21 protein-coding genes are annotated in these 21800 nt (G+C 70.0%); 12 read left to right on the top strand and 9 right to left on the bottom strand.

What is annotated here, in order from left to right:
- Positions 1-42 precede the first annotated feature (42 nt).
- On the bottom strand, positions 43-3006 hold the full coding sequence (locus BLU81_RS08250; protein ID WP_157751402.1) for a M4 family metallopeptidase: 2964 nt from the start codon (positions 3004-3006) through the stop codon (positions 43-45).
- 166 nt (positions 3007-3172) lie between these two features.
- On the opposite strand from BLU81_RS08250, the gene BLU81_RS08255 reads away from it, so the two are divergent.
- From BLU81_RS08255 to BLU81_RS08260, 3 genes are read left to right on the top strand one after another with little or no spacing between them, the layout of a single operon-like run.
- Positions 3173-4207, top strand: a complete 1035-nt coding sequence (locus BLU81_RS08255) for a helix-turn-helix domain-containing protein (protein ID WP_092543103.1) — start codon at positions 3173-3175, stop codon at positions 4205-4207.
- A complete protein-coding gene (locus BLU81_RS47735) occupies positions 4204-4644 on the top strand; it encodes a hypothetical protein (RefSeq protein ID WP_157751403.1) in 441 nt (146 codons plus the stop codon). The genes BLU81_RS08255 and BLU81_RS47735 overlap by 4 nt, the downstream gene beginning before the upstream one ends.
- 14 nt (positions 4645-4658) lie before the next feature.
- Positions 4659-5945: a cytochrome P450 gene (locus tag BLU81_RS08260; RefSeq protein ID WP_157751404.1), complete on the top strand. Its 1287-nt coding sequence runs from the start codon at positions 4659-4661 to the stop codon at positions 5943-5945.
- Here the strand turns inward: BLU81_RS08260 and BLU81_RS08265 are convergent.
- A complete protein-coding gene (locus BLU81_RS08265) occupies positions 5935-6783 on the bottom strand; it encodes an SDR family NAD(P)-dependent oxidoreductase (protein WP_092543107.1) in 849 nt (282 codons plus the stop codon). The two genes, BLU81_RS08260 and BLU81_RS08265, sit on opposite strands and share 11 nt — an antisense overlap.
- Before the next feature lie 148 nt (positions 6784-6931).
- On the opposite strand from BLU81_RS08265, the gene BLU81_RS08270 reads away from it, so the two are divergent.
- Positions 6932-7786, top strand: a complete 855-nt coding sequence (locus BLU81_RS08270; protein ID WP_092543109.1) for a helix-turn-helix transcriptional regulator — start codon at positions 6932-6934, stop codon at positions 7784-7786.
- 16 nt (positions 7787-7802) lie between these two features.
- Here the strand turns inward: BLU81_RS08270 and BLU81_RS08275 are convergent, their stop codons facing one another.
- The 3 genes from BLU81_RS08275 to BLU81_RS08285 form a co-directional block, all read right to left on the bottom strand.
- On the bottom strand, positions 7803-8297 hold the full coding sequence (locus BLU81_RS08275) for a DUF4190 domain-containing protein (protein WP_157751405.1): 495 nt from the start codon (positions 8295-8297) through the stop codon (positions 7803-7805).
- Positions 8298-8401: 104 nt separating this feature from the next.
- Positions 8402-9118, bottom strand: coding sequence for a hypothetical protein (locus tag BLU81_RS08280; protein ID WP_092543113.1), 717 nt, complete (start codon positions 9116-9118; stop codon positions 8402-8404).
- A 65-nt stretch (positions 9119-9183) separates the two neighbouring features.
- On the bottom strand, positions 9184-9453 hold the full coding sequence (locus BLU81_RS08285) for a hypothetical protein (protein WP_157751406.1): 270 nt from the start codon (positions 9451-9453) through the stop codon (positions 9184-9186).
- A 197-nt stretch (positions 9454-9650) separates the two neighbouring features.
- Here BLU81_RS08285 and BLU81_RS08290 point away from each other — a divergent pair, with 197 nt between their 5' ends.
- Positions 9651-10712 carry a GGDEF domain-containing protein gene (locus BLU81_RS08290; RefSeq protein ID WP_092543117.1) on the top strand — a complete coding sequence of 354 codons (1062 nt, stop codon included), beginning with the start codon at positions 9651-9653 and terminating at the stop codon, positions 10710-10712.
- Between the two features lie 105 nt (positions 10713-10817).
- A complete protein-coding gene (locus BLU81_RS08295) occupies positions 10818-11246 on the top strand; it encodes a response regulator (RefSeq protein ID WP_092543119.1) in 429 nt (142 codons plus the stop codon).
- Here BLU81_RS08295 and BLU81_RS08300 read toward each other — a convergent pair.
- Both BLU81_RS08300 and BLU81_RS08305 read right to left on the bottom strand, forming a co-directional pair.
- Positions 11213-14641: an ATP-binding protein gene (locus BLU81_RS08300; RefSeq protein WP_231954305.1), complete on the bottom strand. Its 3429-nt coding sequence runs from the start codon at positions 14639-14641 to the stop codon at positions 11213-11215. The two genes, BLU81_RS08295 and BLU81_RS08300, sit on opposite strands and share 34 nt — an antisense overlap.
- A gap of 113 nt (positions 14642-14754) precedes the next feature.
- Entirely contained in the window at positions 14755-15351 is a 597-nt protein-coding gene (locus BLU81_RS08305; protein WP_157751407.1) for a TetR/AcrR family transcriptional regulator, read from the bottom strand.
- Positions 15352-15434: 83 nt separating this feature from the next.
- Here BLU81_RS08305 and BLU81_RS08310 point away from each other — a divergent pair, with 83 nt between their 5' ends.
- The 4 genes from BLU81_RS08310 to BLU81_RS08325 all read left to right on the top strand — a co-directional run bounded on the left by BLU81_RS08310 (position 15435) and on the right by BLU81_RS08325 (position 19729).
- Positions 15435-16832 (top strand): MFS transporter, encoded by a 1398-nt coding sequence (locus BLU81_RS08310; RefSeq protein WP_092556782.1) that lies wholly within the window; start codon positions 15435-15437, stop codon positions 16830-16832.
- A gap of 87 nt (positions 16833-16919) precedes the next feature.
- Positions 16920-18518 (top strand): cellulase family glycosylhydrolase, encoded by a 1599-nt coding sequence (locus BLU81_RS08315; RefSeq protein WP_092543123.1) that lies wholly within the window; start codon positions 16920-16922, stop codon positions 18516-18518.
- An 83-nt stretch (positions 18519-18601) separates the two neighbouring features.
- Positions 18602-19171, top strand: coding sequence for a DUF4240 domain-containing protein (locus BLU81_RS08320; protein WP_231954306.1), 570 nt, complete (start codon positions 18602-18604; stop codon positions 19169-19171).
- A gap of 90 nt (positions 19172-19261) precedes the next feature.
- On the top strand, positions 19262-19729 hold the full coding sequence (locus BLU81_RS08325) for an NUDIX domain-containing protein (protein WP_092543125.1): 468 nt from the start codon (positions 19262-19264) through the stop codon (positions 19727-19729).
- A gap of 12 nt (positions 19730-19741) precedes the next feature.
- Here BLU81_RS08325 and BLU81_RS08330 read toward each other — a convergent pair whose 3' ends face one another.
- The gene (locus BLU81_RS08330; protein ID WP_092543127.1) at positions 19742-20110 is read right to left on the bottom strand and encodes a DUF4259 domain-containing protein; all 369 of its coding nucleotides are present in this window, start codon (positions 20108-20110) and stop codon (positions 19742-19744) included.
- 188 nt (positions 20111-20298) lie between these two features.
- On the opposite strand from BLU81_RS08330, the gene BLU81_RS50375 reads away from it, so the two are divergent.
- Both BLU81_RS50375 and BLU81_RS50380 read left to right on the top strand, forming a co-directional pair.
- Complete coding sequence (locus tag BLU81_RS50375) at positions 20299-20757, top strand: hypothetical protein (RefSeq protein ID WP_231954308.1); 459 nt, start codon at positions 20299-20301, stop codon at positions 20755-20757.
- Positions 20754-20921, top strand: coding sequence for a hypothetical protein (locus BLU81_RS50380; protein ID WP_231954310.1), 168 nt, complete (start codon positions 20754-20756; stop codon positions 20919-20921). The genes BLU81_RS50375 and BLU81_RS50380 overlap by 4 nt, the downstream gene beginning before the upstream one ends.
- 3 nt (positions 20922-20924) lie before the next feature.
- On the opposite strand, the gene BLU81_RS08340 is transcribed toward BLU81_RS50380, so the two are convergent.
- Positions 20925-21785 (bottom strand): oxidoreductase, encoded by an 861-nt coding sequence (locus BLU81_RS08340; RefSeq protein ID WP_092543129.1) that lies wholly within the window; start codon positions 21783-21785, stop codon positions 20925-20927.
- Positions 21786-21800: the final 15 nt, after the last annotated feature.

Raw genomic sequence — 21800 nt, forward strand, 5'->3', positions numbered from 1 at the left:
CCGCAGCACGCCGCCGGGTATCGCGTTCCTTCTAGCCGGACCTCAACTGCAGGACTTGGCTCCGGACGCGTACGCCAGGCCGAAGCCCGCCGCTGACGAGTCCATGAAGACCACCTTGCGCCCGCCCGCCGCGGTCGCGTACATCTGCGCGCCCGGGCTGCACGACGCCGGGCCGAGGTACCGGCCTTGAAGCGTGTACTGCTTGAGCTTCGGATTCAGCGAGTTGCCCGGGTAACCGCCGCTCTCCATCCAGGCACTCACCGGCGCCTCCTCGGTCACGGTGAGGGTGCTGTCGGACAACGCGACGGTGACGGCACGGATCGCCTGCGGCGAGTTCTCTTCGAAGAGCAGGCTGCTGGTACGGGTGGCGAAGTCGTAGAGCCGCACCGAGTCGTGGTACGCCCCCTTGCTCCACTCGCCGTCGACGATGGTCCCGTAGTCGCGGTCGGTCATCCAGGCGACACCGGTGCCGGACAGATCGGGATAGCTCATCCGCTCGGCACCGACATCACCACCGGCGTACGCCGTCTTCCCGGTCGCGAGGTCGTACACCTCCACGCCCAGCGACCAGTACTGCCCGTTGGCGTCGGGCTGGCGGTAGATCTCGTACCGGACGTAGGAGATCTTCCCGTTCTCGACACTCGGGGCCGTCGCGCTGCCGAACCAGTCCGGATGGGTGAGGGTGTGCACGTCCGGCGAGCCGATCCGCAGGTAGCGCACCACGTCGAGGTATCCCTGCGCCGGATCGTACTGACTCCACGTGACCACGTCACGGTCGAAACCCAGACCATCGATGCGGTACGGGGAACCGTACAGCTCCTTGACCGGACCGCCACCGATCGGCGCTGACAGGATGCGGGTGGTCTCCCCGGTCGGCGAGCCGGGGTCCAGTGCGATCGACGACCACACGACGCGCTTGCCGTCGGTGTGCGGGAAACCGTTGGCGCTGCCGTCGGCCGGGGAGAGCTGGTACGGCGTGCCCTTGCCGTCGGTGCGGCCCACCCAGATCGACGTCGGTTCGGTGCGGTTCGCGTCCGATCGCGGCACGGCGAACCAGCCGTTCGCCACGCTCGCCTTCATGTCGGCGTACATGCCGGTGTTGAGCCGGTCGATCAGGACCTCGGTGCCCTTGCCGTACAGGTTCTTCTTCCACTTCGCGGTGATCCCACGGGAGTCGAACGCCGCCTGCACCACCTTGAGGTCCTTCTTGCTCAGGCGGAACGACTTGGCGGAGGCGAGCACGGCGTCACGCGCGTCGACGAAGTCGGACATCGGCGTCAGGTAGTCGGTGAGCGCCCGGTAGACGATCTTGTCGGCGACCGTCTTGTCCAGCCCCTGACGCATGTCCCACAGGGCGCCGGACACGATCGTCGAGTTGAGGTGCACGCCGCCGTAGTCCATCGACGCGATGTCGATGAGGTGCTGGAAGTCCGCGGTGGTGGCGCCGTCGTCGAGGTCGCGCAGGGCACAGTCGGCGGGCGCCAGGGTGCGGCAGAGGTCACCACCGAGCAGGCTGGCCTGCGGGTCGGACATCGAGGTGCCCGACGCGTCGACGTCGATGGCGTTGCCGAAGTAGTCGGCGATCGCCTCGTTGAGCGCGCCCGGCTGCCCGGCGTACACCAGGTTCGCGGTGCGCTCCACCACTCCGTGCGTCATCTCATGGCCCACCACGTCCGGGTCCGCGGCCAGCGGCAGGTACTCGTCGTCGCCGCTGCCGTACACCATGCGGGTGCCGTCCCAGTACGCGTTGACGAACGGGTAGCCGCCGTATGTGATCCCGACGACCGAGTCGATCGGCATGCCCGCGTCGTCCAGGCTGTCACGCCCGAGTTTCGCCTGGTACCACTCGAACACCTGCGCGGCGCTCCAGGCGGCGTCCACCGCACCGGCTTCGGTCAGGTCGGCGCCGAGCGTGGTGGTCGGCGACACGAACGGCGTCAGGCCCTCGGGCCACTGGCCGTCCATCAGGTTGTAGTAGTCCCAGCCCCGGCCGTCCCAGGTGGTGATCGGCACCGTCGCACCGCTCGGCCGGCGGTGGGTGATGTCCATCATCAGGTAGGAACCGGCGTCGAGCAGCGACAGCGGCACGGTGGCGCCGTGCAGCGTGGTGCCCTGACCGGCGACCGACCCCGTCCCGTCACCGGCCTGACGCGGCTGCGCCGCTTCCTGCGGCACGGCGGCTGCGGCCTGCTGGTCGGCGGCGAAGGACTTGAGCCGGCTGACGCTGAGAAGCGGCACCCCGTTCGTCGCGCCCACGTACACGTCACGCAGCACGGGCAGGCCCGAGACGGTGTCCTTGCCCTGGACGAGCACCCGCCGCGCGAGCACACCGGTGCCGGTCGGCATGACCAGTAACCCCTGGTCGGTGCCGGTGAGGTCGGTGGCGGCCGTGCCGGGACGCGGGGCGGACGGCACCACCGCCGTACCGGGATGCAGGCTCTTGCGCACCTCCTCGACCGCGCGGGAGATCGCGAGCGCGGTGGGGATCGGGGTGGCGGTGGTGTCGACGTCCAGGTTCGTGAAGTAGGTGCCCGACGTTCCGGTCACCGTGCGCTCGGCGGCCTTCTTCTCGGTACGCACCACGTACTGGGCACCGAACACCGGCAGGCCCCGGTACTTCTGGTTCAGCCGGACCGTCTCCCGCTCGCCGTCGGTCTCGACGCTCGCGGTGGTGAGCGTGCCGGCCGGATCGCTGATCTTGTAGCGATCCTGGTGGCCCGCGAGGTGAGCCTTGGCGGCCTTGTCCGGCGCGACCGTGGCGTCGACCGGGTCGGCCACATCGTCCACCAGCGCGGGTGTGTCCGTCTCCGGCGCCACGGTGACCGGGACCGGCTCGCCGGCCGGTGCCGCGGGCGCCGCGGGTGCCGCGTTCGCGGCCTGCGCGTTGGCGCCGAGGAGGGCGGCCACCGCCAGAGCGGCGATTGCGGGTAGTGCCTTGGGTCTGCGCAACTGTTGCTCCTGCGAGGTTGTGGACAGGCTCCAGCCACCGGCCGGCTGGTTCCGCACCGGTTCGCCCACCTCACCGCGGGCCCGGCACCCGCCACAAGGACGATCTTGTGCACTTGCGCAAGTGCGCAGACCCGGCCGGACAGCTTCTTACCCATTCGTAATCCCCGATTCATCGGAGCCATCGGCACGCCGAGCATGCTCGGATCGAGGGGTGTAAACGCGTATGAATACAACGGACATACCGTGGTCGGCGACGGGTCTCGATCCGTCCGCCGGCCGGGTGCTGGAGCACCTGATGGCGGTGCGATCGGCGGACCGCGACGAAGTGGCGTCCGCGGCCGGTTTGACGCCCGCCGAGGCGGACCAGGCACTGTGGCTGCTCGCGGACTCGGCACTGGCGTCGCGGATCGGTGGCGTGGTGCCGCGCTGGGCGGCCGCGCCACCACGGTCGTCGCTCGGTGCCCTGCTGGCCCGGCAGCGAGCCGAACTGGCCCGGGCCGAGGACCTGGTGGAACGGCTCTTCGAGACACACGAGGCGGTGTCCGGGCCCCGTAGCACCGGCGTGGTGGAGGTGCTAAGCAATGCCGACGAGGTGCCCGCGCGCTACCGCCAGCTGCTGACCGAGAGTTCGTCGGAGGTGCTGCATCTGGCGAAGCCGCCGTACGTGACGAGTGCGTCGGCCGAGACCGTGGCAGTGGCGCCCGAGGTGCGGATGCGATCGGTGTACGAGACGGACGGTCTCACCGACGCGGTGTCCCTCATGACGGCGTTGCGCGGCACGGGCCAGGGCGGCAAGATGCGGCTGACCTCGCAGATCCCGGTGAAGCTGGTGATCTTCGACCGGGCGGCCGCTCTGCTGCCGATCCGCGGGGACCGCCCCTCCTCCGGATCGCTCGTGGTGCACTCGCCCGCACTGGTGACCGCGCTCGTGGCACTGTTCGAGAGCGTGTGGGACCGCGCCGAGCCGGTGTTGCTGACGAAACGGCACGACCTGTCGGACACCGGCGACGCCTTACCGGCCTCCGGGCGGGACCTGCGGACCCGGGAGATCCTGCGGATGATGGCGGTCGGCATGAAGGACGACACGATCGCCCGGATCCTGCACCTGAGCCGCCGTACCGTTCAGCAGCACATCAGCGACGCCGGCTCGGTACTCGGCGCCCGGACCCGTTTCCAGATCGCCGTGCTGGCCGGGAAACGGGGGTGGCTGAGCGACCAGGACGACAGTGCGCCGCAGCGTGGCATCATCGGCGGATGATCGATGCGGAGACGCTGCGGGCGACATTGCCGGGGCAGTGGCGGGTGCTGGCGAGCACGTTCCCGATGTGGCTGTCCGGGCGGAGGATCAACCCCACTTTCTCGTACGGGGTACTGCCCGGTCCCGATCTGCGGTTCAGCGACGAGGTCGGCTATCGCACCCGGTCCGGCAGACAGCGGCGGATCACGGGTGTCGACCGGTTCGACCCGGCGACCGGGCGGTTCACGTGGCGGGGCCGGGGTGCCCTGGGTCTGCTGACCAGTCGATGGCGGGTGGACCACCTCAGCGACGACCGCGAACTGATCGTGCTCACTTTCGACCGGTCCCTGGTCACCCCGGCCGGCACCGATGTGATCGGCCGCGGCCCGGATCCGCGCCCTGGAGCCCGCGACCGCCTGCCGGCGCTGTCCACCGACGGGCTCCAGTGGCTGCCGTAGTCCACAATGCACGGATGACGCGACCCCCTCAGGTGCCCGGACTGCCCCTGCTCGGCAACGCCCTGCCGATGATGGGTGACGTCCAGCGGTTCTTCGTCGACACCTACCGCCGGCTCGGCCCGGTCTACCGGGTCAAGGCACTCAACCAGGCGTTCGTCATCATGGCCGGGGAACGCGCCAACCGTTTCCTGCTCGAACACGGCGAGGACGTGTTCTCCAGCGAGACCAGTTTCGGCGGGCTGAACCACGAGTTCGGCATGCGCGTCCACGTGCTGCGCGGGCGTCCGCACCGGCATCTGCGCAAGGTCCTCGCCACCGGGCTGTCCCGGGACCTGCTGGCCGCACGCTGGGACGACGTCGTGCGGGAGACCGAGCAGGCCTTCGACGGCTGGCAGGGGCAGCGGTCGTTGCCGGTGGTCGACGCCTGTCAGCGGCTGGCCGCCGCGCAACTGTCCGTGGCGTTCACCGGAGCCAGCTCCGCGGCCCGGTTCACGACGCTGCGATCGGCGTTCGAACTGGTCCTCGACGTCACCATCGCCGGGAAGTGGCCAGCGGCGGCGCTGCGGCTGCCCGCGTACCGGCGGGCGCGCGCGGAGATCCACGCCTTCGCGCGGGACGCGCTCGCCGAACGGGCCGCCCACCCGACCGGCGGGCCGCGGGACCTGCTCGACCAGGCCCTCGACGCGGTGGACGAGAACGGCGAACAGTACTCGCTCGACGTCCGGGCCGGCATGGCCCTGCAGGGCTACTTCGCGGGTGTCAACACTGTCGCCTACCTCTACAGCTTCATGCTGCGTGCGCTCCTGGACAACCCCGGAGTGCTCGAACGGGTCACCAGCGAGGCCGGCGCCGAACCGATCACGTGGGAACGGCTGCGCGGTCTTCCGGCACTTCGCGGGCTGATTCTGGAGACTCTGCGCGTCTACCCACCGGCGCCCGGCTCCGCCCGTACGGCGACGAAGGCCTTTGATTTCGAAGGTTTCCACATCGCCGAGGGGGACCGGGTGCTGGTGGCGACCTGCGTGCCCCACCACCTCGCCGAGTTCTTCCCCGATCCGGACCGGTTCGACATCGACCGTGATTTCACGGCGGCTCGGCGGGCCTCGGTCTACGCGCCGTTCTCGGTCGGCGGCCACACCTGTCTCGGCGCCGGGATGACCGAGGCGCTCGCAGTCGCCACGGTGGCGTTGCTGGTCCGGTGCCTGACCATCACGCCCACCCATCCGGGCCGGCCACTGCGCATCACGGCCACCCCCGGCCCCAACCCGGGCCGCCGCTTCACGGTGTCGGTCAGGCGGTGAGAGCGGTGGTCGCCGCCCAGAGGGCCTTGGCGGTGGTGGGGTTCCGGGCGGCTCGGCTGGGTTTGCGGACCTTCGGGTAGCCGGTGAAGCTGAACAGGCCGTCGGGACCGACGTAGGCGTTGCCGGGGACGTTCTGGGTGGCCGCGTACAACAGGGGGAGTGCGCCCTGTTCGGCGTCCTGGACCAGGAACGGGAACCGGTTGATGACACCCAGCGGGGAATGATCCACCAGGGCGGTCCGGGCGACTCCGGGGTGCGCGACCAGGGAACGGACCGGGCTGCCGGCTTCGGTCAGGCGACGTTGCAGTTCCAGGGAGAACAGGACCACGGCCAGCTTCGACGACTCGTACACGGCGAGGCCGTTGTATTTGCGGGTCTGCCAGTCGAGGTCGTCCAGGTTCAGCCGGCCGAAACGGTGCAGCTGGCTGCCGACCGTGATCACGCGGTCGGTCAGGCGGGGGAGCAGCAGGTTGGTGAGCAGGTGCGGGCCGAAGTAGTTGGTCGCGGTCTGCAGATCCAGGCCCTGCGCGGTCCGGGCCGCCGGGATGTCCATCACACCGGCGTTGTTGATCAGGATGTCGACGGGGCCGCTGTAGGACGCCGCGAACGTTCGCACCGAGTCCAGGTCGGCCACGTCCAGGTGCTGGATCACGAAGTCGCCGCGCAGACCGGACACCGCGCGGTGGGCCTTGTCGACGTTGCGGGCGGCCAGCACGACGGTGGCGCCGGCCCGGGCCAACTCGCGGGCGGTCACCAGGCCGATGCCTCCGGTGGCACCGGTGATCACCACGGTGGTGCCGGTCAGGGCCGGGAGCTGGGCGGCGGTCCAGTTGCTCATGGGAACTCCTCAGGAGTGGAAGAAGACGTCCACCAGTAGACGAGCCCGCGCCGGGCGGATGAAGGCCCTGCCCAGCCACTGAATGACAGGGCGTGGATAACCGGCACGCGTCTGCCGGACGATGAGGGGAGACGACGAGGGGAACCCGATGACAGCACTGGACCGAGACGGGCTGGGTGACTTCCTGCGCGGCCGCCGGCTGTCCCTGCAACCGGAGGACGTCGGGTTGCGGCGTGGCGCGCGCCGGCGCACGAGCGGGCTGCGCCGGGAGGAGGTCGCCGAACTGTGTGACATGTCGGCCGACTATCTGGCCCGTCTGGAGCGGGGCAGCGGCTCCCAGCCGTCGCCGCAGATGGCCGCGGCCATCGCCCGTGGCCTGCGGCTGACCCCGGACGAGCGGGACCATCTGTTCCTGCTGTGCGGGCACCGGGCCCGGTCCCGGCAGCTGCGCGATGCGCACATCAGCCCGGGACTGCTGCGGGTGATGGACCGGCTGCAGGACACCCCGGCCGAGATCCTGGGACCGCTCGGCGAGACCTTGCAGCAGACGCCGCCGGCGGTGGCGCTGCTCGGCGACGAGACGCGGTTCACCGGGCCGGCGCGCAGTGCCCTCTACCGGTGGTTCACCGATCCGGCCGCCCGCGCCCGCTACCTGCCCGACGACCACGAACTCAACAGCCGCGTGTACGCCTCGATCCTGCGCGCCGTCAGCACCACGCACGGCTCCGGATCGCCGGCCGCCGCGCTCGTGGCCGATCTGCTGAGGCTCAGCGACGAGTTCGCCGGGCTGTGGGAGCGGCAGGAGATCGGGTTGCGCTGGAGCAACGCCAAGCGTTTCGTGCATCCCGAGGTCGGGCGGATCGACCTCTACTGCCAGACGCTGCTCGACCCCGACCAGGGACAGTCACTGTTGATCTTCACTGCCACTCCCGGCACCGAGAGCTACGACAAACTCGCGCTGCTGACCGTGCTCGGTTCCGACACGTTCACCGGGTCACGGTGAACACACGTTCACCGGGTCACGGTGAGGTCGCCGGGGTCACCGCGCCGAGCACCGCTCCGAAGCCGCCCATCGCGATCACGATGATCGCCGGGACCAGCAGGATGTAGCCCAGGATCAGCCCGGCGACCGCCATGCCGTGCCCGGACCGGTGGCCGTTCTTCGTCTCCCGCAGCGCCAGATGGCCGAAGAGCACCGCGAACGCGCACGGGATGCCGAAGGCGCAGAAGCCGCCGAAGAAGCCGATCAAACCGAAGATCAAGGACGCGACTGCCAGACCGGACGTCGGTACGACCACCGCCATCGGTGGCGGCGGATAGTAGCCGGGCTGCGGCGGGTACGGCGTCATCGGCGGCCCGGACATCGGCGGCCCGGACATCGGGTGAGGCCGGTAGTGGCCGTGGTACTGCTGCGGGTACGGCTGCGGCGAGTACGGCTGACCCGGATACGGCTGCGGCGGGTACGGCGGCTGCTGGCCGTACGGATCTTGTGGTCCGGGCGGGGGGTAGCTCATGGTTCGGGACATCCTTCGGTCGGGGCTGCACAGCATCTGACCGCGGGTGACGCGGTCGTGTTCGGTTCGTCCTCCGAACCCGCCGCATGGTACTGGCCGGCAGGCTACCTCTCATCGGCCAGGGCGAGGACGACCGAACTGATTACGACGGCGATCGTCCAGGCCAGGACCACCGGCACGATCCGGTCGTGCCAGTCGGGGCGCAGGCCACCGAGCAGCACCGACCACCAGTACAGCCAGTCGATGCCGGTCTTCTCGGCTATCCAGCGGCCGGCGACCGAGCCCAGCAGCAGGAACGTGACCCATTGGAAGGCCCCGCCCGGTTTGAGCACGAGCAGTTTCCCGGTCAGTGCGTTGTAGGTGGTGCCGGCGAGTACGGCGACCGCGCCGCAGATCCAGAGCCAGTGCGCGGTGAACGCCAGCCAGGTCGCCGCCGCGGCCGGGGCCACCACGAAGACGGCGAACGCCAGCCGGCGCAGCCACAACTCGGTGCCGAGCCGGGCCCGGACCCGGGCACCCGATTTCGGCGGGCCGTCCCAGGTGAGCAGCGAGAACCTCGCCAGGAAACCCTGCAGCTCCCACATCGTCAGGGTCGTCTCCGTCGCTCGGGACCGGTCGACCACGGTGAGGTCGACCTTGCCGCCGTGACAGGAGAAGAGCGCCGTCGCCGGCACCTTGACCAGCCGAGAACGGGCGGTGCGCACGAACGTGATCACTTTCGGTGAGCCGAACGCTCCACCCGCGAGGATCAGCGACGCCACCGGCCAGAGCGCGGCGGTCGCCCCCAGCGCCAGCAGGTAGTGCGTCAGAAAGGTGAGCATGGGCGGGCACTTCTCCCTCTGGCTGCCGGCGGCTCAGTGGAACAGCTGGTCGATGATGTCGTCGATCACGCCGTGGTACTGCATCGCCCCGGTCGCCAGCAACCGGCGTACCCCATCCTTGCCCTTGCTCGGCCGGCGTCGCGCAGCAGTTCCAGCAGGCGTTGCCGAGGATCGTCGGCGGCGGTCAGTTCCGTGACGGTGGGCCGGCCGGTCAACGTCCGCAGCCGGTCACGCAAGCCGGTGTAGGCCTCGCCGACCGCCGACGTGGTGGCTTCGGTGATGCCGGAGCTGGCACCCGCGGCCAGGGCCGCCAGGATCAATTCCGCAAAGCCCATCGAATCAGCCTCCGCATTCGCAACGACGGTGCAGCGTATCCACGGCCGGAGCGGTATCCGGGCGCCCGGAACCGGCTGTGGATGATCGGCGCGGTAACGCGGCCGGCAGGCCCCGTCGTTCCGGCTGGAGCGAAACTACCGATCTGCAACGCGGCGAAACCTCTCCCGCAGCGGCGGGGCGACCGAACGGGGCGGGCATGGACGACGCGCGTGCCCCCAGGACTTCAGCGGCCTTGGCGGATACCGCTGAGCGCCAGGCCAATCTGTTGAGCAGTTCGGCGGTGCCGATCTATGTGGCGGCGGCCTGGCTCCTGGACGGGCCGATCCGCTGGGCGATGGCCGGGATGGCGTTGCTGCTGACGGTCGTCGGATTCGCCGTCCGGAGAGCACCCGGAGACCGGGACAAGTGGGCTGGCGTCGTCACGTGTCTGCTGGCCAGCGGGGTCTGGGGATGGCTGACGCCGCGGATTCCAATGCTTGCCTCCGCCGTGCTGGTCGTGGCGATCATCTATCCGGCACTGATGCTGCCGGCCCGCAGTGCCAGGGGTCTGCTCGTCGTGGCGCCCATGGTCGCGTTGGCGGCACAGTTCGCTGAAGGGTTCGCGGGCAGCCAGGCTGTTCAGGCTGTCGCGGTGGCGATGACCAGTGTCGGGCTGGGGCTCGTCTTCTACCGGATCCGGCGAGTGACGGCCCAGCGGATCTCCGATGACACCCGGGCGCTCGCCGAGGCGAACGCGCGGCTGGAGAACCTGTCCCGTACCGACGGGCTGACCGGGCTGGCCAACCGGCGGCGGCTGGACGAGGCGCTGGACCAGGCGTGGGTGGACGCTGTCGCCGGGGACGAGCCGGTCAGTGTGGTGATGGTGGACATCGACCATTTCAAGAGCTACAACGACCACTACGGGCATCTGGGTGGTGACGACTGCCTGCGGAAGGTGGCCGCGACCCTCGCCGGGGCGATCCGGGAGGGGGACCTGGCGGCCCGGTACGGCGGTGAGGAGTTCTCGGTGATCATCGCCGGTGGTGACGCCGTGGAGGTGGCGGAACGGATCCGGCTGGCGGTGTCGGAGCTGGCGGCCGAACACGTGACGGCGCCGAGCGGACGGGTGACCGTCAGTGTCGGGGTGGCTACCGCCCGGCCGGGTGAAATCGGTGCCGCGCGGCAGCTTCTGGAGGCCGCCGACCTTAGTCTGTATCAAGCTAAACGGGACGGCCGGAACCGGGTGGGACCGATGGTCACGCACCTGCAAGCAGCATGATCAGCTGTTGTGGGGACGTGGTGATCTGATCGTGTCCTGGGTGCAGTAGCTTGCCTGAGCCGGGCTGTTCGGGCCGGTGCTGCCGACCGACAGGAACCGACTGCGATGACCGTGGCTCACGTGCTGATCGTCGACGACGACGATGCCGACACCATGATGATCGAGGAAGCGCTGGCCGCCGAGCCGGTGCCGCCTCTGGTGAGCCGGGTGTCGGACGGTGCCGAGGCCTTGGCGTTCCTGCGGCGCGAGGGCGAGTACGCCGACGCGCCCCGCCCCGACCTGGTGCTTCTCGATCTGAACATGCCGCGGATGGGCGGCCATGAGGCGTTGTTGCAGATCAAGGGTGACGACGCGCTGAAGAGCATCCCGGTGGTGGTGCTGACCACGTCGGACGCGCTGCCGGACATCACCGCCAGTTACGTGCGGCACGCCAACGCGTATGTGAAGAAGCCGATGGACCTGGACTCGTTCGAGCAGGCCGTCCAGCGGATCCGGCGCTTCTACGCCGAGGTCGCGGTGCTGCCGCCGGAGTGATCGGGGGCGATCCACCGGCGTTCGATGGTGACCCGGGTGCCGGCCGAGGTGGCGGTGACCCGGACGTCGCCGTACGCGTTCATCAGAATCGCGCCACGGCCCCGGTCCCGGGCCGGTGGGCGGGCCCGCCAGCCGCCGAAGTCCTGGATCTCGACGCGTAACAGTCCGCCGGCGGCCAGCATCCGCACCCGTACTTCGGGCCGGCTGGGCTGCTGGGCGTGTTCGACCGCGTTGTTGATCGCCTCGGTGACGGCCACCTGCAGGTCGTAGAGCAGGTCGGCGTCGACGTCGTCGGGCAGGATGGTCTGCAGGTCGCGGCGGGCTGCCGAGGACGCTCCGGCTTCCAGCGGGTAGACCCAGGTGACGTCCAGGTCGGGCAGTTCGGTGTCGGCCGGGATGGCGACGGCCGGTCCGCGGCGCACGGTGACGGCGGCGTTGTCGCCGGAGTAGAGCACCAACTGTTCGCCGTGGCCGAGCAGGTCGCCGGTGAGCCGCTGGCCGGGGACACCGGGGACGACGTGCGCGGGGCCGGGGTGGCCGGCGCCGGCCCAGCTGAAACGCCCGGTCCGGGGGTCGACGGTGACGACCAGCAGGGTGGCCGGGAGGGAATCCGGCGCGGCCGGGACGAGACGGGCGACGAGCCTCGCGGGGGAGGGTTCCTCGATGGCGTACGCCCGGACCGCGGCCCGGAGCAGTTCCGCGGTGACCATGGCGCTGAGCCCGGGGCCGCTGCTTTCGCCGACGCTGACGAGCAGGTCGCCGTCGCCGGTGGCGGTCACGTCGGTCCAGCCGCCGGCCCGTGGTGGTGCCAGGTGCAGTTCCCAGCCGTCGGGGACGGGCGCGTGCTGGTCGTGGCCGGTCTGCCGGTCGTTGTGGGCGAGCCGGGCGAGGACTTCGGCGGCGGCCGCGAGGAACGCGCCGGTGGCCCGGCCGGGGTCGGTGACGTGCAGGGTGATCTCGCCGCGGCGGAACCCGGCCGGGGAGCCGGTGATCTCGGCCCGGAGCTGGTCTCCGGTGGTCTCGGCGCCGGTCTGGCTGGCGAACCGCAGCGGCTGCGTGCCGCCGTCCAGGACGGTGACCGCGGCGGAGGCGCCGGTGATCGCCCGGACCAGATCGGTGGCGCTCTGGAAGGCCTGCTCCAGCTCCCAGCCCGCGGTGATCAGGGAGGCGGCGTCGGTGGGTGCGGGGTCCGGTCCGGCGCCGGTGGCCCGCACGTTCGCCAGTCGCAGGGTGCCGCGGACCCGGGCGATGAGTTCACGGGCGCTGAACGGTTTGACCACGTAGTCGTCGGCGCCGGCGGCCAGTCCCTCGACCCCGGACTCCTGGCCGGCGCGGGCGGACAGCATCACGATCGGCAGGGCGCGGGTGGTCTCGTCGGTGCGCAGGCGGCGGACCAGGGCGAACCCGTCCAGCCGGGGCATCATCACGTCGGTGATCAGCAGGTCGGGGCGGATGCGGCGGATGGCGTGCAGGGCGGCTTCGCCGTCGCCGACCGTCTCCACCCGCCAGCCTTCGGCGGTGAGCAGCCGGGCCAGGTAGGACCGCATGTCGGCGTTGTCGTCGGCGACCAGGATCCGGACGTCGCCGGTACCGGACACGATCGATTCGCCGCCGTCCCAGTTAGCGGCGATGCTCGCGGCGGTCCGGACGTCGGCCAGGGTGGAGACGTCGGGGGCGTCGTCCGAGGTGGCGCCGGCGACAGCGGTCCACGGCAGAGCCACGGTGAACGTGGTGCCCTCGCCGGACACGCTTGTCACGGACACGTCACCACCGGCGAGCCGGGTCAGTTCGCGGACCAGCGCCAGCCCGATGCCGGTGCCCTCGTGACTGCGCGACCGCGTACCGCGAACCCGGTGGAATCTTTCGAAGAGATGCGGCAGTTCGTCGTCGTCGATGCCGATCCCGGTGTCGGTGACCTTCAGCCGGACCTCGGTCGCATCGGATTCCAGCAGCACCCGGATCTCGCCGGTGAAGGTGAACTTCAGCGCGTTCGAGATCAGGTTCGTGACGATCTTCTCCCAGTGGCCGGGGTCCACGGCGACCGGGCGCGGCAGGGGTGGGCAGTAGACGATCAGCCGCAGGCCGGTCCGTTCGACGGCGGCCCGGAACACTCCGGCCAGCTCGCCGGTGAACCGGGCCAGGTCCAGGGTGCGGGGTTCGGTGACGGCCTGGCCGGAGCCGGTGCCGGCGAATGTCAGCAGCTCGTTGACCAGGGTGAGCAGCCGGTTCGCGTTGCGCAACGCGGTGTCGGCTCGGGCTCGCTGCGCTTCGCCCAGCGGCTCGTCGTGGTCGGCGAGGGCGTCGGCGAGCGGTCCCAACATCAACGTCAGCGGGGTACGGAATTCGTGGCTGACGTTGGTGAAGAAGTCGGTCTTCACCCGGTCGAGTTCGGCCAGAGCCGCCGCCCGGTCACGTTCCTCCTGGTAGGCCCGTTCGTTACGGACCGCCACCGCGACCTGCTGGGCGAGCAGTTGCAGGAACGAGCGGTAGGTGACGTCCAGTGCCCGGCTCGGGCTGACCCCGATGAGCAGCACCCCGAGTGGCTGGGACGGATCCGCGGACGGCAACGGCTGGGCGAACGCCGTACCCACCGGATCCTGCCAGGCACCACCGGTGACGGTGAGCAGCCCGCCCACCGCGACCGTCGCGGACGCCGCGCCCCCGGCGACGGCCCGCAGCCGCCATGGATCGGCGTCGTCGCCGTCCAGCGCGACCGTCTCCGGCAGTGCCGAGGCGTCGGCGCCGACCATCGCCGATCGGCGCAGCACACAGCCGTCGGTGAGGTAGACGGCGGCGAACGGCACGTCCAAGGGCTGACCGCCGATGATCGCGCACAGTTCGGCGGCGACCGCATCGGTACCGGTCCCGCCGATCGCCGGGACCGCGAGATCGCGCAGCAGCCGCAGCCGCCGCTCGCCGACCACCTGCTCGGTGACCTCGCTGCACACCGTCAGGACCCCGACGGTGGTGCCGGTGTCGTCGCGGGCGGGGGCGTGGGAGACGCTGAAGTATGCCTCCTCGCGGTAGCCGGCCCGGTTGAGCAGCAGTTGCAGGGCCGGCACCCAGCTCGCGACGCCGGTGGTCATCGCGCCGCGGATCAGGGGTTCGAGGACGTCCCAGCCCTCGGCCAGGGTGACCCGCACATCCATCCCGAGGGCGGCCGGGTGCTTGTCGCCGATCAGCGCGGAGTACGCGTCGTTGTACAGCTGTGTCAGGTCCGGGCCCCACAGCAGCAGCATCGGATAGCGTGAGGACAACACGACCCGGACGGCTGATCGCAGGCTCTGCGGCCAAGCGCTGACCGGCCCGAGGGCAGTGTCCGGCCAGGCTCGTGCGCTCATGAGGCGGCCGGTCTCACTGCCGCCTGCGAAGAGATCGTCGGGTGGGGTCGTCACACCCGATCACCACTCAATTCTGGTCCGCGCCAAGTCTCGATCGGCGCAACCGTACCCTGTTCAACGTCATCCATGCCCGGTGATCACCCGCGGAAGATCTGGGAGCGCGCCCATCAACTCGCCGTGGTGGGGCCGTAGACCAGGCGCTGAATCGCCTCGGCGATGTCCTGGACGGCGTCGTCCAGCTCGGTGTCGGAGGCCTTCGCCATCTGCGCCCACCGGGCGTCGCGGATCGCGCCGATCATCTCGGCCAGCCGGATCGCGGCGATAGTGGTGGTGGCCGTGCCCAGCTCCTGATCGCGGCTGATCTTGTCGGCGCAGCGCTGGTCGTGGCGGGCGGTGACCCGCGTGTTGAACTCGCGCACCTCGGCCGAGCTCGGGGTGCAGGACAGCACCCCGGCGTGCTCGCGCCACAGCCGGGCGGACGCGAGCAACTGCTCGCGCAGCAGGGCGGGGGAGGGGCCGGTGCTGTCGAACCAGACGTGCGAGGCGCCCAGCACGTCCCAGAACCGGGCCATCAGCGCGGTCAGCACGGCGCCTTTGGTGCGGAAATAGAAATAGAACCCGGTGCGGGACAGCCCGGCGGCACGGGCCAGGTCGTCGATGGTGACCGCGTCGAACGGCTGCTCGGTGAACAGAGTCCGCGCGGCGTCGAGGATCGCCGCCTCCCGCATGTCGCCCTTGGACGGGCCGGTCCGCCGCCGGTTCATGATCGCCACCCTACCGATGTGATTCTCGACGCCTGACTGAAAAACTTGACGCTCTGTCAATTATGCCGTCTAGCATGACCGCCATGAACCCGCCCCCGCGGCCGACGATGCTGCTGATCGCAGCCGCGGCCAGCAGCTTCCTGTTGTCGATGATCCAATCCATCCCGGTGCCGGTGCTCCCACAGATCGCCCAGCAGCTGGGCGTCGACGCCACCACGGCCGGCTGGGTCACCACCGCCACGCTGCTCGCCGCCTCCGCCTGTACCCCGCTGCTCGGCCGGCTCGGGCACGTCTACGGCATCAAACCGGTCTTCATCGCCGCCCTCGTCATCACCCTGATCGGCAGCGTGATCACCGCCACCGTGCACGACATCGGCTGGCTCATCGCCGGCCGGATCCTGCAGGGCGCCAGCATGGGCCTGTTCCCGCTGAGCATCAGCCTGCTGCGCCACGAGCTGCCCGCCGACCGGCTCACCGGCAGCATGGCCGTGGTCGCGTCCACTCTCGGTGTCGGCGGTGGTGTCGCCCTCGTCGCCGCCGGACTGCTCGCCCAGGGTGACGGCGACTACCGCCGGGCCTTCGGTGTGTCGGTGCTGGTCAGCCTGATCGCTCTGGCGCTGGCCTGCACTCTGCCCCGGCGTGCCGGTGGCGGCGGGCGCGTCGACTGGCTGGGTGCGGCGGTGCTCTCCGCCGGGCTGATCAGCCTGCTGCTGCCGATCTCCCAGGGCCACAGCTGGGGCTGGACCTCGCCCCGCGTGCTGGGCCTGTTCGCAGTCGCCGCTGCCATCCTGGCCGGATTCATCATCCTGGAACGCCGCTCCGCCGCACCCCTGGTCTCGGTCGAACTGCTGCGCCACCGTCCGGTCCTGATCACCAACCTGGCCGCTATGGCCGTCGGTTTCGCCATGTTCGCCGGGCAACTCGCCACCAGCTACCTCGTCCAGATCCCCCGGGAGACCGCTGGTTTCGGCTTCAGCGCCTCGGTCCTGGAGACCAGCATCGTCTTCCTGCTGCCCGGCGCGGCCGTCAGCATCGTCGCCGGCCCGCTCGCCGGCCGCCTGGTCAACCGGATCGGCCCGCGTCTCGTCCTGGTCGCCGCCTGCGTGACGGCCGCACTCAGCTCGCTGTCGCTGGCCCTCGCGCACGACGGCAAGGCTGAAGTGATCATCGCTTTCGTGCTGCTGAGCTGTGGCATCGCGATGGCTTACGCCGCGATGCCGGCTCTGCTGATCAGCCACGTCGACCCGCACGACACGAGCATCGCCAATTCCATCAACTCCATCATGCGTACGATCGGCGGAACGATCGGCAGCGCCCTGGTCATCACCATCCTGGCCGTCCCCACCCAGGCCGCGTTCCGGATCAGCTACGTGATGAGCGCGATCGTCTACGCCGTCGGCGCCGCTCTGGTGCTGATCTTCATCCGTTCCGCTTCGCGCACTTCCCGCACCGCTGACGAACTCGTTACCAGCCGGACATAGATGATTTACAATCGCGGGAGCGCTCCCAGGCCTGATCCCCGTTCGTCCCCGGGCCCGGGAGGTCGACCCCCACGAGAGGGAACATCAATGACCTCGACAGTACGAAAGGCCGGGCTCGCGGTCCTCGCCGCCACCCTGGCCTTCGCCGGAGCCGTGTACGGCGTGACGAGACCAGCGGCAGCCGACGTCACGGCCGCACTGACCGGTCCCCAGCTGGTCGCCGACATGGGCGCCGGCTGGAACCTGGGCAACACTCTCGAAGCCAGCAACAACGGCATCCCCAGCGAGACCGCCTGGGGCAACCCGGTGGTGACACAGGCCCTCATCGACCGGGTGGCGGCCTCCGGCTTCAAGACGATCCGGATCCCGGTCTCCTACCTCGGCTACATCGGAGCGGCGCCCGACTACACGGTCAACACGGCGTGGTTGAACCGGATCAAAGAGGTCGTTGATTACGCGTACAGCAAGGGTCTGTATGTATTGATCAATATGCACGGTGACGGCTACAAGACGGTCTCCGGTTCATGGTTGATCTGCGACGCGTCATCACAGACCACGATCCAGGCGAAGTACCAGAAGGTCTGGCAGCAGGTCGCGACCAAGTTCTCCGCCTACAGCGAGAAACTGATCTTCGAGTCGATGAACGAGAACTTCGACGGCCAGTACGGCAACCCCACCCAGCCGTGCTACACGAACATCAACGCGTACAACCAGATCTTCGTCAACACCGTGCGCCAGACCGGCGGCGTCAACACCTCCCGCTGGCTGCTGGTCCCCGGCTGGAACACCAACATCGACTACACGGCCGGCAACTACGGCTTCGTGATCCCGACCGACACCTACCGGTCGTCCACGATCCCCGCCGCCGAACAGCGCCTGATGATCTCGGTGCACTACTACGACCCGTGGGACTTCACCGGCACCGAGGACGGCACCATCACCCAGTGGGGCGCCGCCGCCACCAACCCGGCGAAGAAGTCGACCTGGGGCCAGGAAGACTTCATGGACGCCCAGTTGAAGAAGATGCAGGACACCTTCGTCGTACGGGGATATCCGGTGTTCGTCGGCGAATACGGCTCCATCGACAAGACGTCGTACGACTCGGCCAACAACACGTACCGGGCGAACTACGCGCGCACGCTGGTGGCGACCGCGAAGAAGTACGGGGCGGCCACCGCGTACTGGGACAACGGCTGGAACGGCCAGCACGGCTTCGGCCTGTTCGACCGCAGCGCCAACACGGTCACCCAGCAGGGCATCATCACCGCCATCATGGCCGGCCTCGGCACCCAGCCGTCGACCTCGCCGTCGCCGTCCACCTCGCCGTCCCCGTCGACATCCCCGTCGCCGTCCACGTCTCCGACCGGGGGCACCGGCGCCTGCCGGGTCACCAGCACGGTCAACGCGTGGAACACCGGCCTGACCAACACGCTCACCGTCACCAACACCGGCACCACCGCGATCAACGGCTGGACCCTGGCGTTCACCCTGGCCACCGGCCAGACGATCACGTCAGGTTGGAGCGCCGCATACGCCCCGTCCAGCGGCACGGTGACGGCGACAAACGCGAGCTACAACGGCGCCATCCCGGCCGCCGGTTCGGTCTCCATCGGCTACCAGGCCACCCACACCGGCAACGCGGCGGCCCCGACCGCGTTCAAACTCAACGGCGCCACCTGCAGCTGACCTGCACCGACGGGCCGGAGCCGCGCCAGCGGCCCGGCCCGTCGGGTATCTCACTGCCCAGTCGGCGTGGCAGGATCGCCGACATGGCGATCATGGACGGGGACGCCTTCTGGGCGGTAGTCGAGGACGCGCGTGCGGGTGTGGACGACACCCGGACCGCCGAAGGTGCCGAGGAAGTGGCCGAACGTATCGAGAATCGTCTCACCGAACTGGGCCCGGAGTCGGCTGTGGCGTTCGCGCTCCACTACGACGTGCTCGGTGCGCGGTCCTACGACGGGAACCTCTGGGGTGCCGCCTACCTGATGAAAGGTGGCTGCTCCGACGACGCCTTCGACTACTTCCGCGGGTGGCTCGTCACCCAGGGACGCCGCACCTGGGAGCGGGCGCTGCAGGACCCGGACACGCTCGCCGAACTCGGCGTCGACCCGGATGACGACTTCCTCGAATGCGAGGACATGCTCGGTGTCGGGCGAAGGGCGTTCGGCGAAGAAGAGGCCTTCTATAGAGCTCTCGACGCGGCGCGAGGCAAGCTTCCCGCCGAAACGTTCGAAAGGCCCGCGGCCGCCGACGACTTCGATCACGACGACGACGGTGAGATGCGGGCCCGCTACCCACGGCTGGCCGAGATCTACCTCGAGCGTGCTCCGGAATGACCACGGCTGGGGACTTCAGCATCGGCCCGACCGCGCCGAGGGGAGCCGCCGAACAGGCCCGGTCACCCGCGAGGCGGCTACCGTGCATCGGTGGGTATCTCCTCGCATCTCGCTCGGCTGCGGGCGGTCATCGGCCACGAGATGGTGCAGTTGCCGTCGGTGTCGGTTGTCGTCGTCGACGATTGTTCGCGGATTCTGTTGGTGCGTCATGCCGGGGATCCGGCCGGGTGGGCGGTGCCCGGCGGGGCGGTCGACATCGGAGAGTCGCCGGCTCAGGCGGCCGTGCGGGAGATCCGGGAGGAGACCGGGGTCCAGATCGGGCGGCCGCGGCTGCTCGATGTGCTCGGTGGCGCCGACTTCGAGGTGACCTACCCCAACGGTGACCAGGTCGCCTACGTGACCGCCGTCTACCAGGCGGGCCTCGTCGGCGGGACGCCGGTCCCGGACTACGAGGAGATCAGCGAGGTGGGCTGGTTCGCGCTGTCGGAGCTTCCCGGTGTTGATCTCAACCGGTTCACCCGGGCGCTTCTGCGGGCCACCGGATACCTCGTCACCTGACCGGCAGCGCGGCTATTTGGCGCGGATCGCCTCGGTGAGCTGGTCGAACGTACTCACAAGGGTTGCTCGTCTCTGGGTTTTGAACTCGGGGCTCGGCTCCAGATCGTCGATGCTCGCGTCCCACGCGGCCAGGTAGGTCGCCTTCCAGGACTCGACCGTCGCCGCCTCGGGCAGCGTTACGCCGACCCAGTGCTGGGTGGCCAGGACGTTCAGGATCTCCAGGTTGCAGGGGACGGCGACGCCCCAGTACTCGTCGGCCTCCAGTTCGACCGGGTCGCCGGACATCGCGTCCTCGATCTCGCGCACCAGCCGTGCGGTCAGGCTCGACAGATGATCCGCGGCCGTGTCGCTGTCGAAGTTGCCGCTGCCCCAGGTACCCACGTGCACACCCTAAAGGATCTAGGTTGGGGGCATGACGATTCCTGTCGATCTGGTGCGCAGTGGGTGGATCGCCGAGGAACTGGAGCACGGATCGGCGAACGAGACCACCGGCGGGGTGTGGCGGGTGCGCCGCGATGACGGGCCGGTGGTTCTGAAGGTGGCCGCGCCGTGCGGGGGCGATGCCGCACATGGCGGCGAGTGCGGACCCGGGCCACTTCAACTACTGGAGGCGAGAGCCTTGCGCGTACCAGGCCGGGGTTCCGTCCGAGATCTTCGCCGCGGGCGGCTTGTCGGCTCCGGAGTGTCTGTCGGTGCAGGAGCGGGCCGACGGGTCGGTGGCGATGTGGCTGGAGGACGTGGCGGGGGCGCCCGGCCGGTCTTTCGGCCCGGCCGAGCTGGGTGATGTCGCCTACCGGCTGGGTGTCGCGCAGGCGGCCTGGGCCGGGCGGGAACCGGCGAGAGTGCCCTGGTGGCCCCGGGATTTCATGGCCGACGCCACCCTGGCCCAGCCGGTTCCCGGCGTCGTGGACTGGGACCATCCCGTGGTGGTGTCGGCCTGGTCGCCGGAGCTGCGGGCCGGCCTGCGGCGGTTGTGGGAGCGACGGCACGCGGTGCTGGACGCGGGCCGGGCGCTGCGATTCGGGTGACCGGCGCGGCACGGCTCTTCTGGCTCGCGCCGCGGATGGTCGCCGCGGTCGGCGGCCCGGTCGACCGCGGCGGCTACACCTACGACAACCGTGACATGGCGGAACGTTTCACCGGCCGGGCTCCGATCCTGCGTAAGCTCGCGGCCTGGGCCGACGACCTGTGAGCACTACAGGTACCGGACGCCGGTCAGCTCCTCGGCCGCCGTCCACAGGCGTTTGCCGACGGCGGGGTCGGCGGCCTCGCGACTGGGACGGACCTCGGTGACCTCGCCGAACAACTCGAACGGGCCGCGCGGGCCGAAGAACTGGCCGCCCTTCACGCCGTGGCCCGTCGCGGCCCGTAGCTGCGGCTGGGTGCCCTGTTCCAGCGGCTGGGTGGCCAGCAGGCCGAGCCGTGCGATGATCCGGCCCCGCCGGCCGAGGTGTTCCCAGGCGCGCGGGGTCAGGTTGGTGCGGGTCATCCCGGGGTGGGCCAGCACACTGATGACCGGGGAGTTCGCGGCGCGCAGGCGGCGGTCCAGCTCGATGCCGAAGACGGTGCTGGCTAGTTTCGACCGGCCGTACGCGGAGTTGCCACGGTAGTTCCGTTCGTACATCAGATCGTCGAAGTTCAGTTTCGCGGGTTTGTGAGTGACCGAACTCAGGTTGACCACACGCTCCGTCACGTGCGGCAGCAGCAGGCCGGTCAGGGCGAAGTGGCCCAGCATGTTGGTGGCGAGCATCAGCTCGAAGCCGTCGACCGAAGTCCGGCGCGGGCCGAGCAGGACCGCGCCGGCGTTGTTGATCAGCAGGTCGACGGTGGGATGGTCGGCGGTCAGCTTCTCGGCGAACGTGCGCACCGACGCTTGCGACGCCAGGTCCAGCTCGCGGACCTCGGTGTCGCCGCCGATCCGCCGGGCCACCTCCTGACCAGCGGCGACATTGCGGACCGCCAGCACCACCCGGGTGCCGCGGCGGGCCAGTTCGGTGGCGGTGACCAGGCCGAGGCCCGAGTTCGCGCCGGTCACGACGGCGAGGGGACTGCTCATGAAGTGCTCCTTCGT

The organism is Actinoplanes derwentensis (assembly GCF_900104725.1).
Lineage (GTDB): Bacteria > Actinomycetota > Actinomycetes > Mycobacteriales > Micromonosporaceae > Actinoplanes > Actinoplanes derwentensis.

Excerpts from the sequence above, each read along its gene's own strand:
- BLU81_RS08315 (WP_092543123.1), top strand. The coding sequence starts at position 16,920 with ATGACCTCGACAGTACGAAAGGCCGGGCTCGCGGTCCTCGCCGCCACC.
- BLU81_RS08265 (WP_092543107.1), bottom strand. The coding sequence starts at position 6,783 with ATGAGCAACTGGACCGCCGCCCAGCTCCCGGCCCTGACCGGCACCACC.
- BLU81_RS08285 (WP_157751406.1), bottom strand. The coding sequence starts at position 9,453 with ATGGGCTTTGCGGAATTGATCCTGGCGGCCCTGGCCGCGGGTGCCAGC.
- BLU81_RS08255 (WP_092543103.1), top strand. The coding sequence starts at position 3,173 with ATGAATACAACGGACATACCGTGGTCGGCGACGGGTCTCGATCCGTCC.
- BLU81_RS08340 (WP_092543129.1), bottom strand. The coding sequence starts at position 21,785 with ATGAGCAGTCCCCTCGCCGTCGTGACCGGCGCGAACTCGGGCCTCGGC.
- BLU81_RS08295 (WP_092543119.1), top strand. The coding sequence starts at position 10,818 with ATGACCGTGGCTCACGTGCTGATCGTCGACGACGACGATGCCGACACC.
- BLU81_RS47735 (WP_157751403.1), top strand. The coding sequence starts at position 4,204 with ATGATCGATGCGGAGACGCTGCGGGCGACATTGCCGGGGCAGTGGCGG.
- BLU81_RS08280 (WP_092543113.1), bottom strand. The coding sequence starts at position 9,118 with ATGCTCACCTTTCTGACGCACTACCTGCTGGCGCTGGGGGCGACCGCC.
- BLU81_RS08260 (WP_157751404.1), top strand. The coding sequence starts at position 4,659 with ATGACGCGACCCCCTCAGGTGCCCGGACTGCCCCTGCTCGGCAACGCC.
- BLU81_RS08320 (WP_231954306.1), top strand. The coding sequence starts at position 18,602 with ATGGCGATCATGGACGGGGACGCCTTCTGGGCGGTAGTCGAGGACGCG.
- BLU81_RS08275 (WP_157751405.1), bottom strand. The coding sequence starts at position 8,297 with ATGAGCTACCCCCCGCCCGGACCACAAGATCCGTACGGCCAGCAGCCG.
- BLU81_RS08290 (WP_092543117.1), top strand. The coding sequence starts at position 9,651 with ATGGACGACGCGCGTGCCCCCAGGACTTCAGCGGCCTTGGCGGATACC.
- BLU81_RS50375 (WP_231954308.1), top strand. The coding sequence starts at position 20,299 with ATGGCGGCGAGTGCGGACCCGGGCCACTTCAACTACTGGAGGCGAGAG.
- BLU81_RS08305 (WP_157751407.1), bottom strand. The coding sequence starts at position 15,351 with ATGAACCGGCGGCGGACCGGCCCGTCCAAGGGCGACATGCGGGAGGCG.
- BLU81_RS08270 (WP_092543109.1), top strand. The coding sequence starts at position 6,932 with ATGACAGCACTGGACCGAGACGGGCTGGGTGACTTCCTGCGCGGCCGC.
- BLU81_RS08310 (WP_092556782.1), top strand. The coding sequence starts at position 15,435 with ATGAACCCGCCCCCGCGGCCGACGATGCTGCTGATCGCAGCCGCGGCC.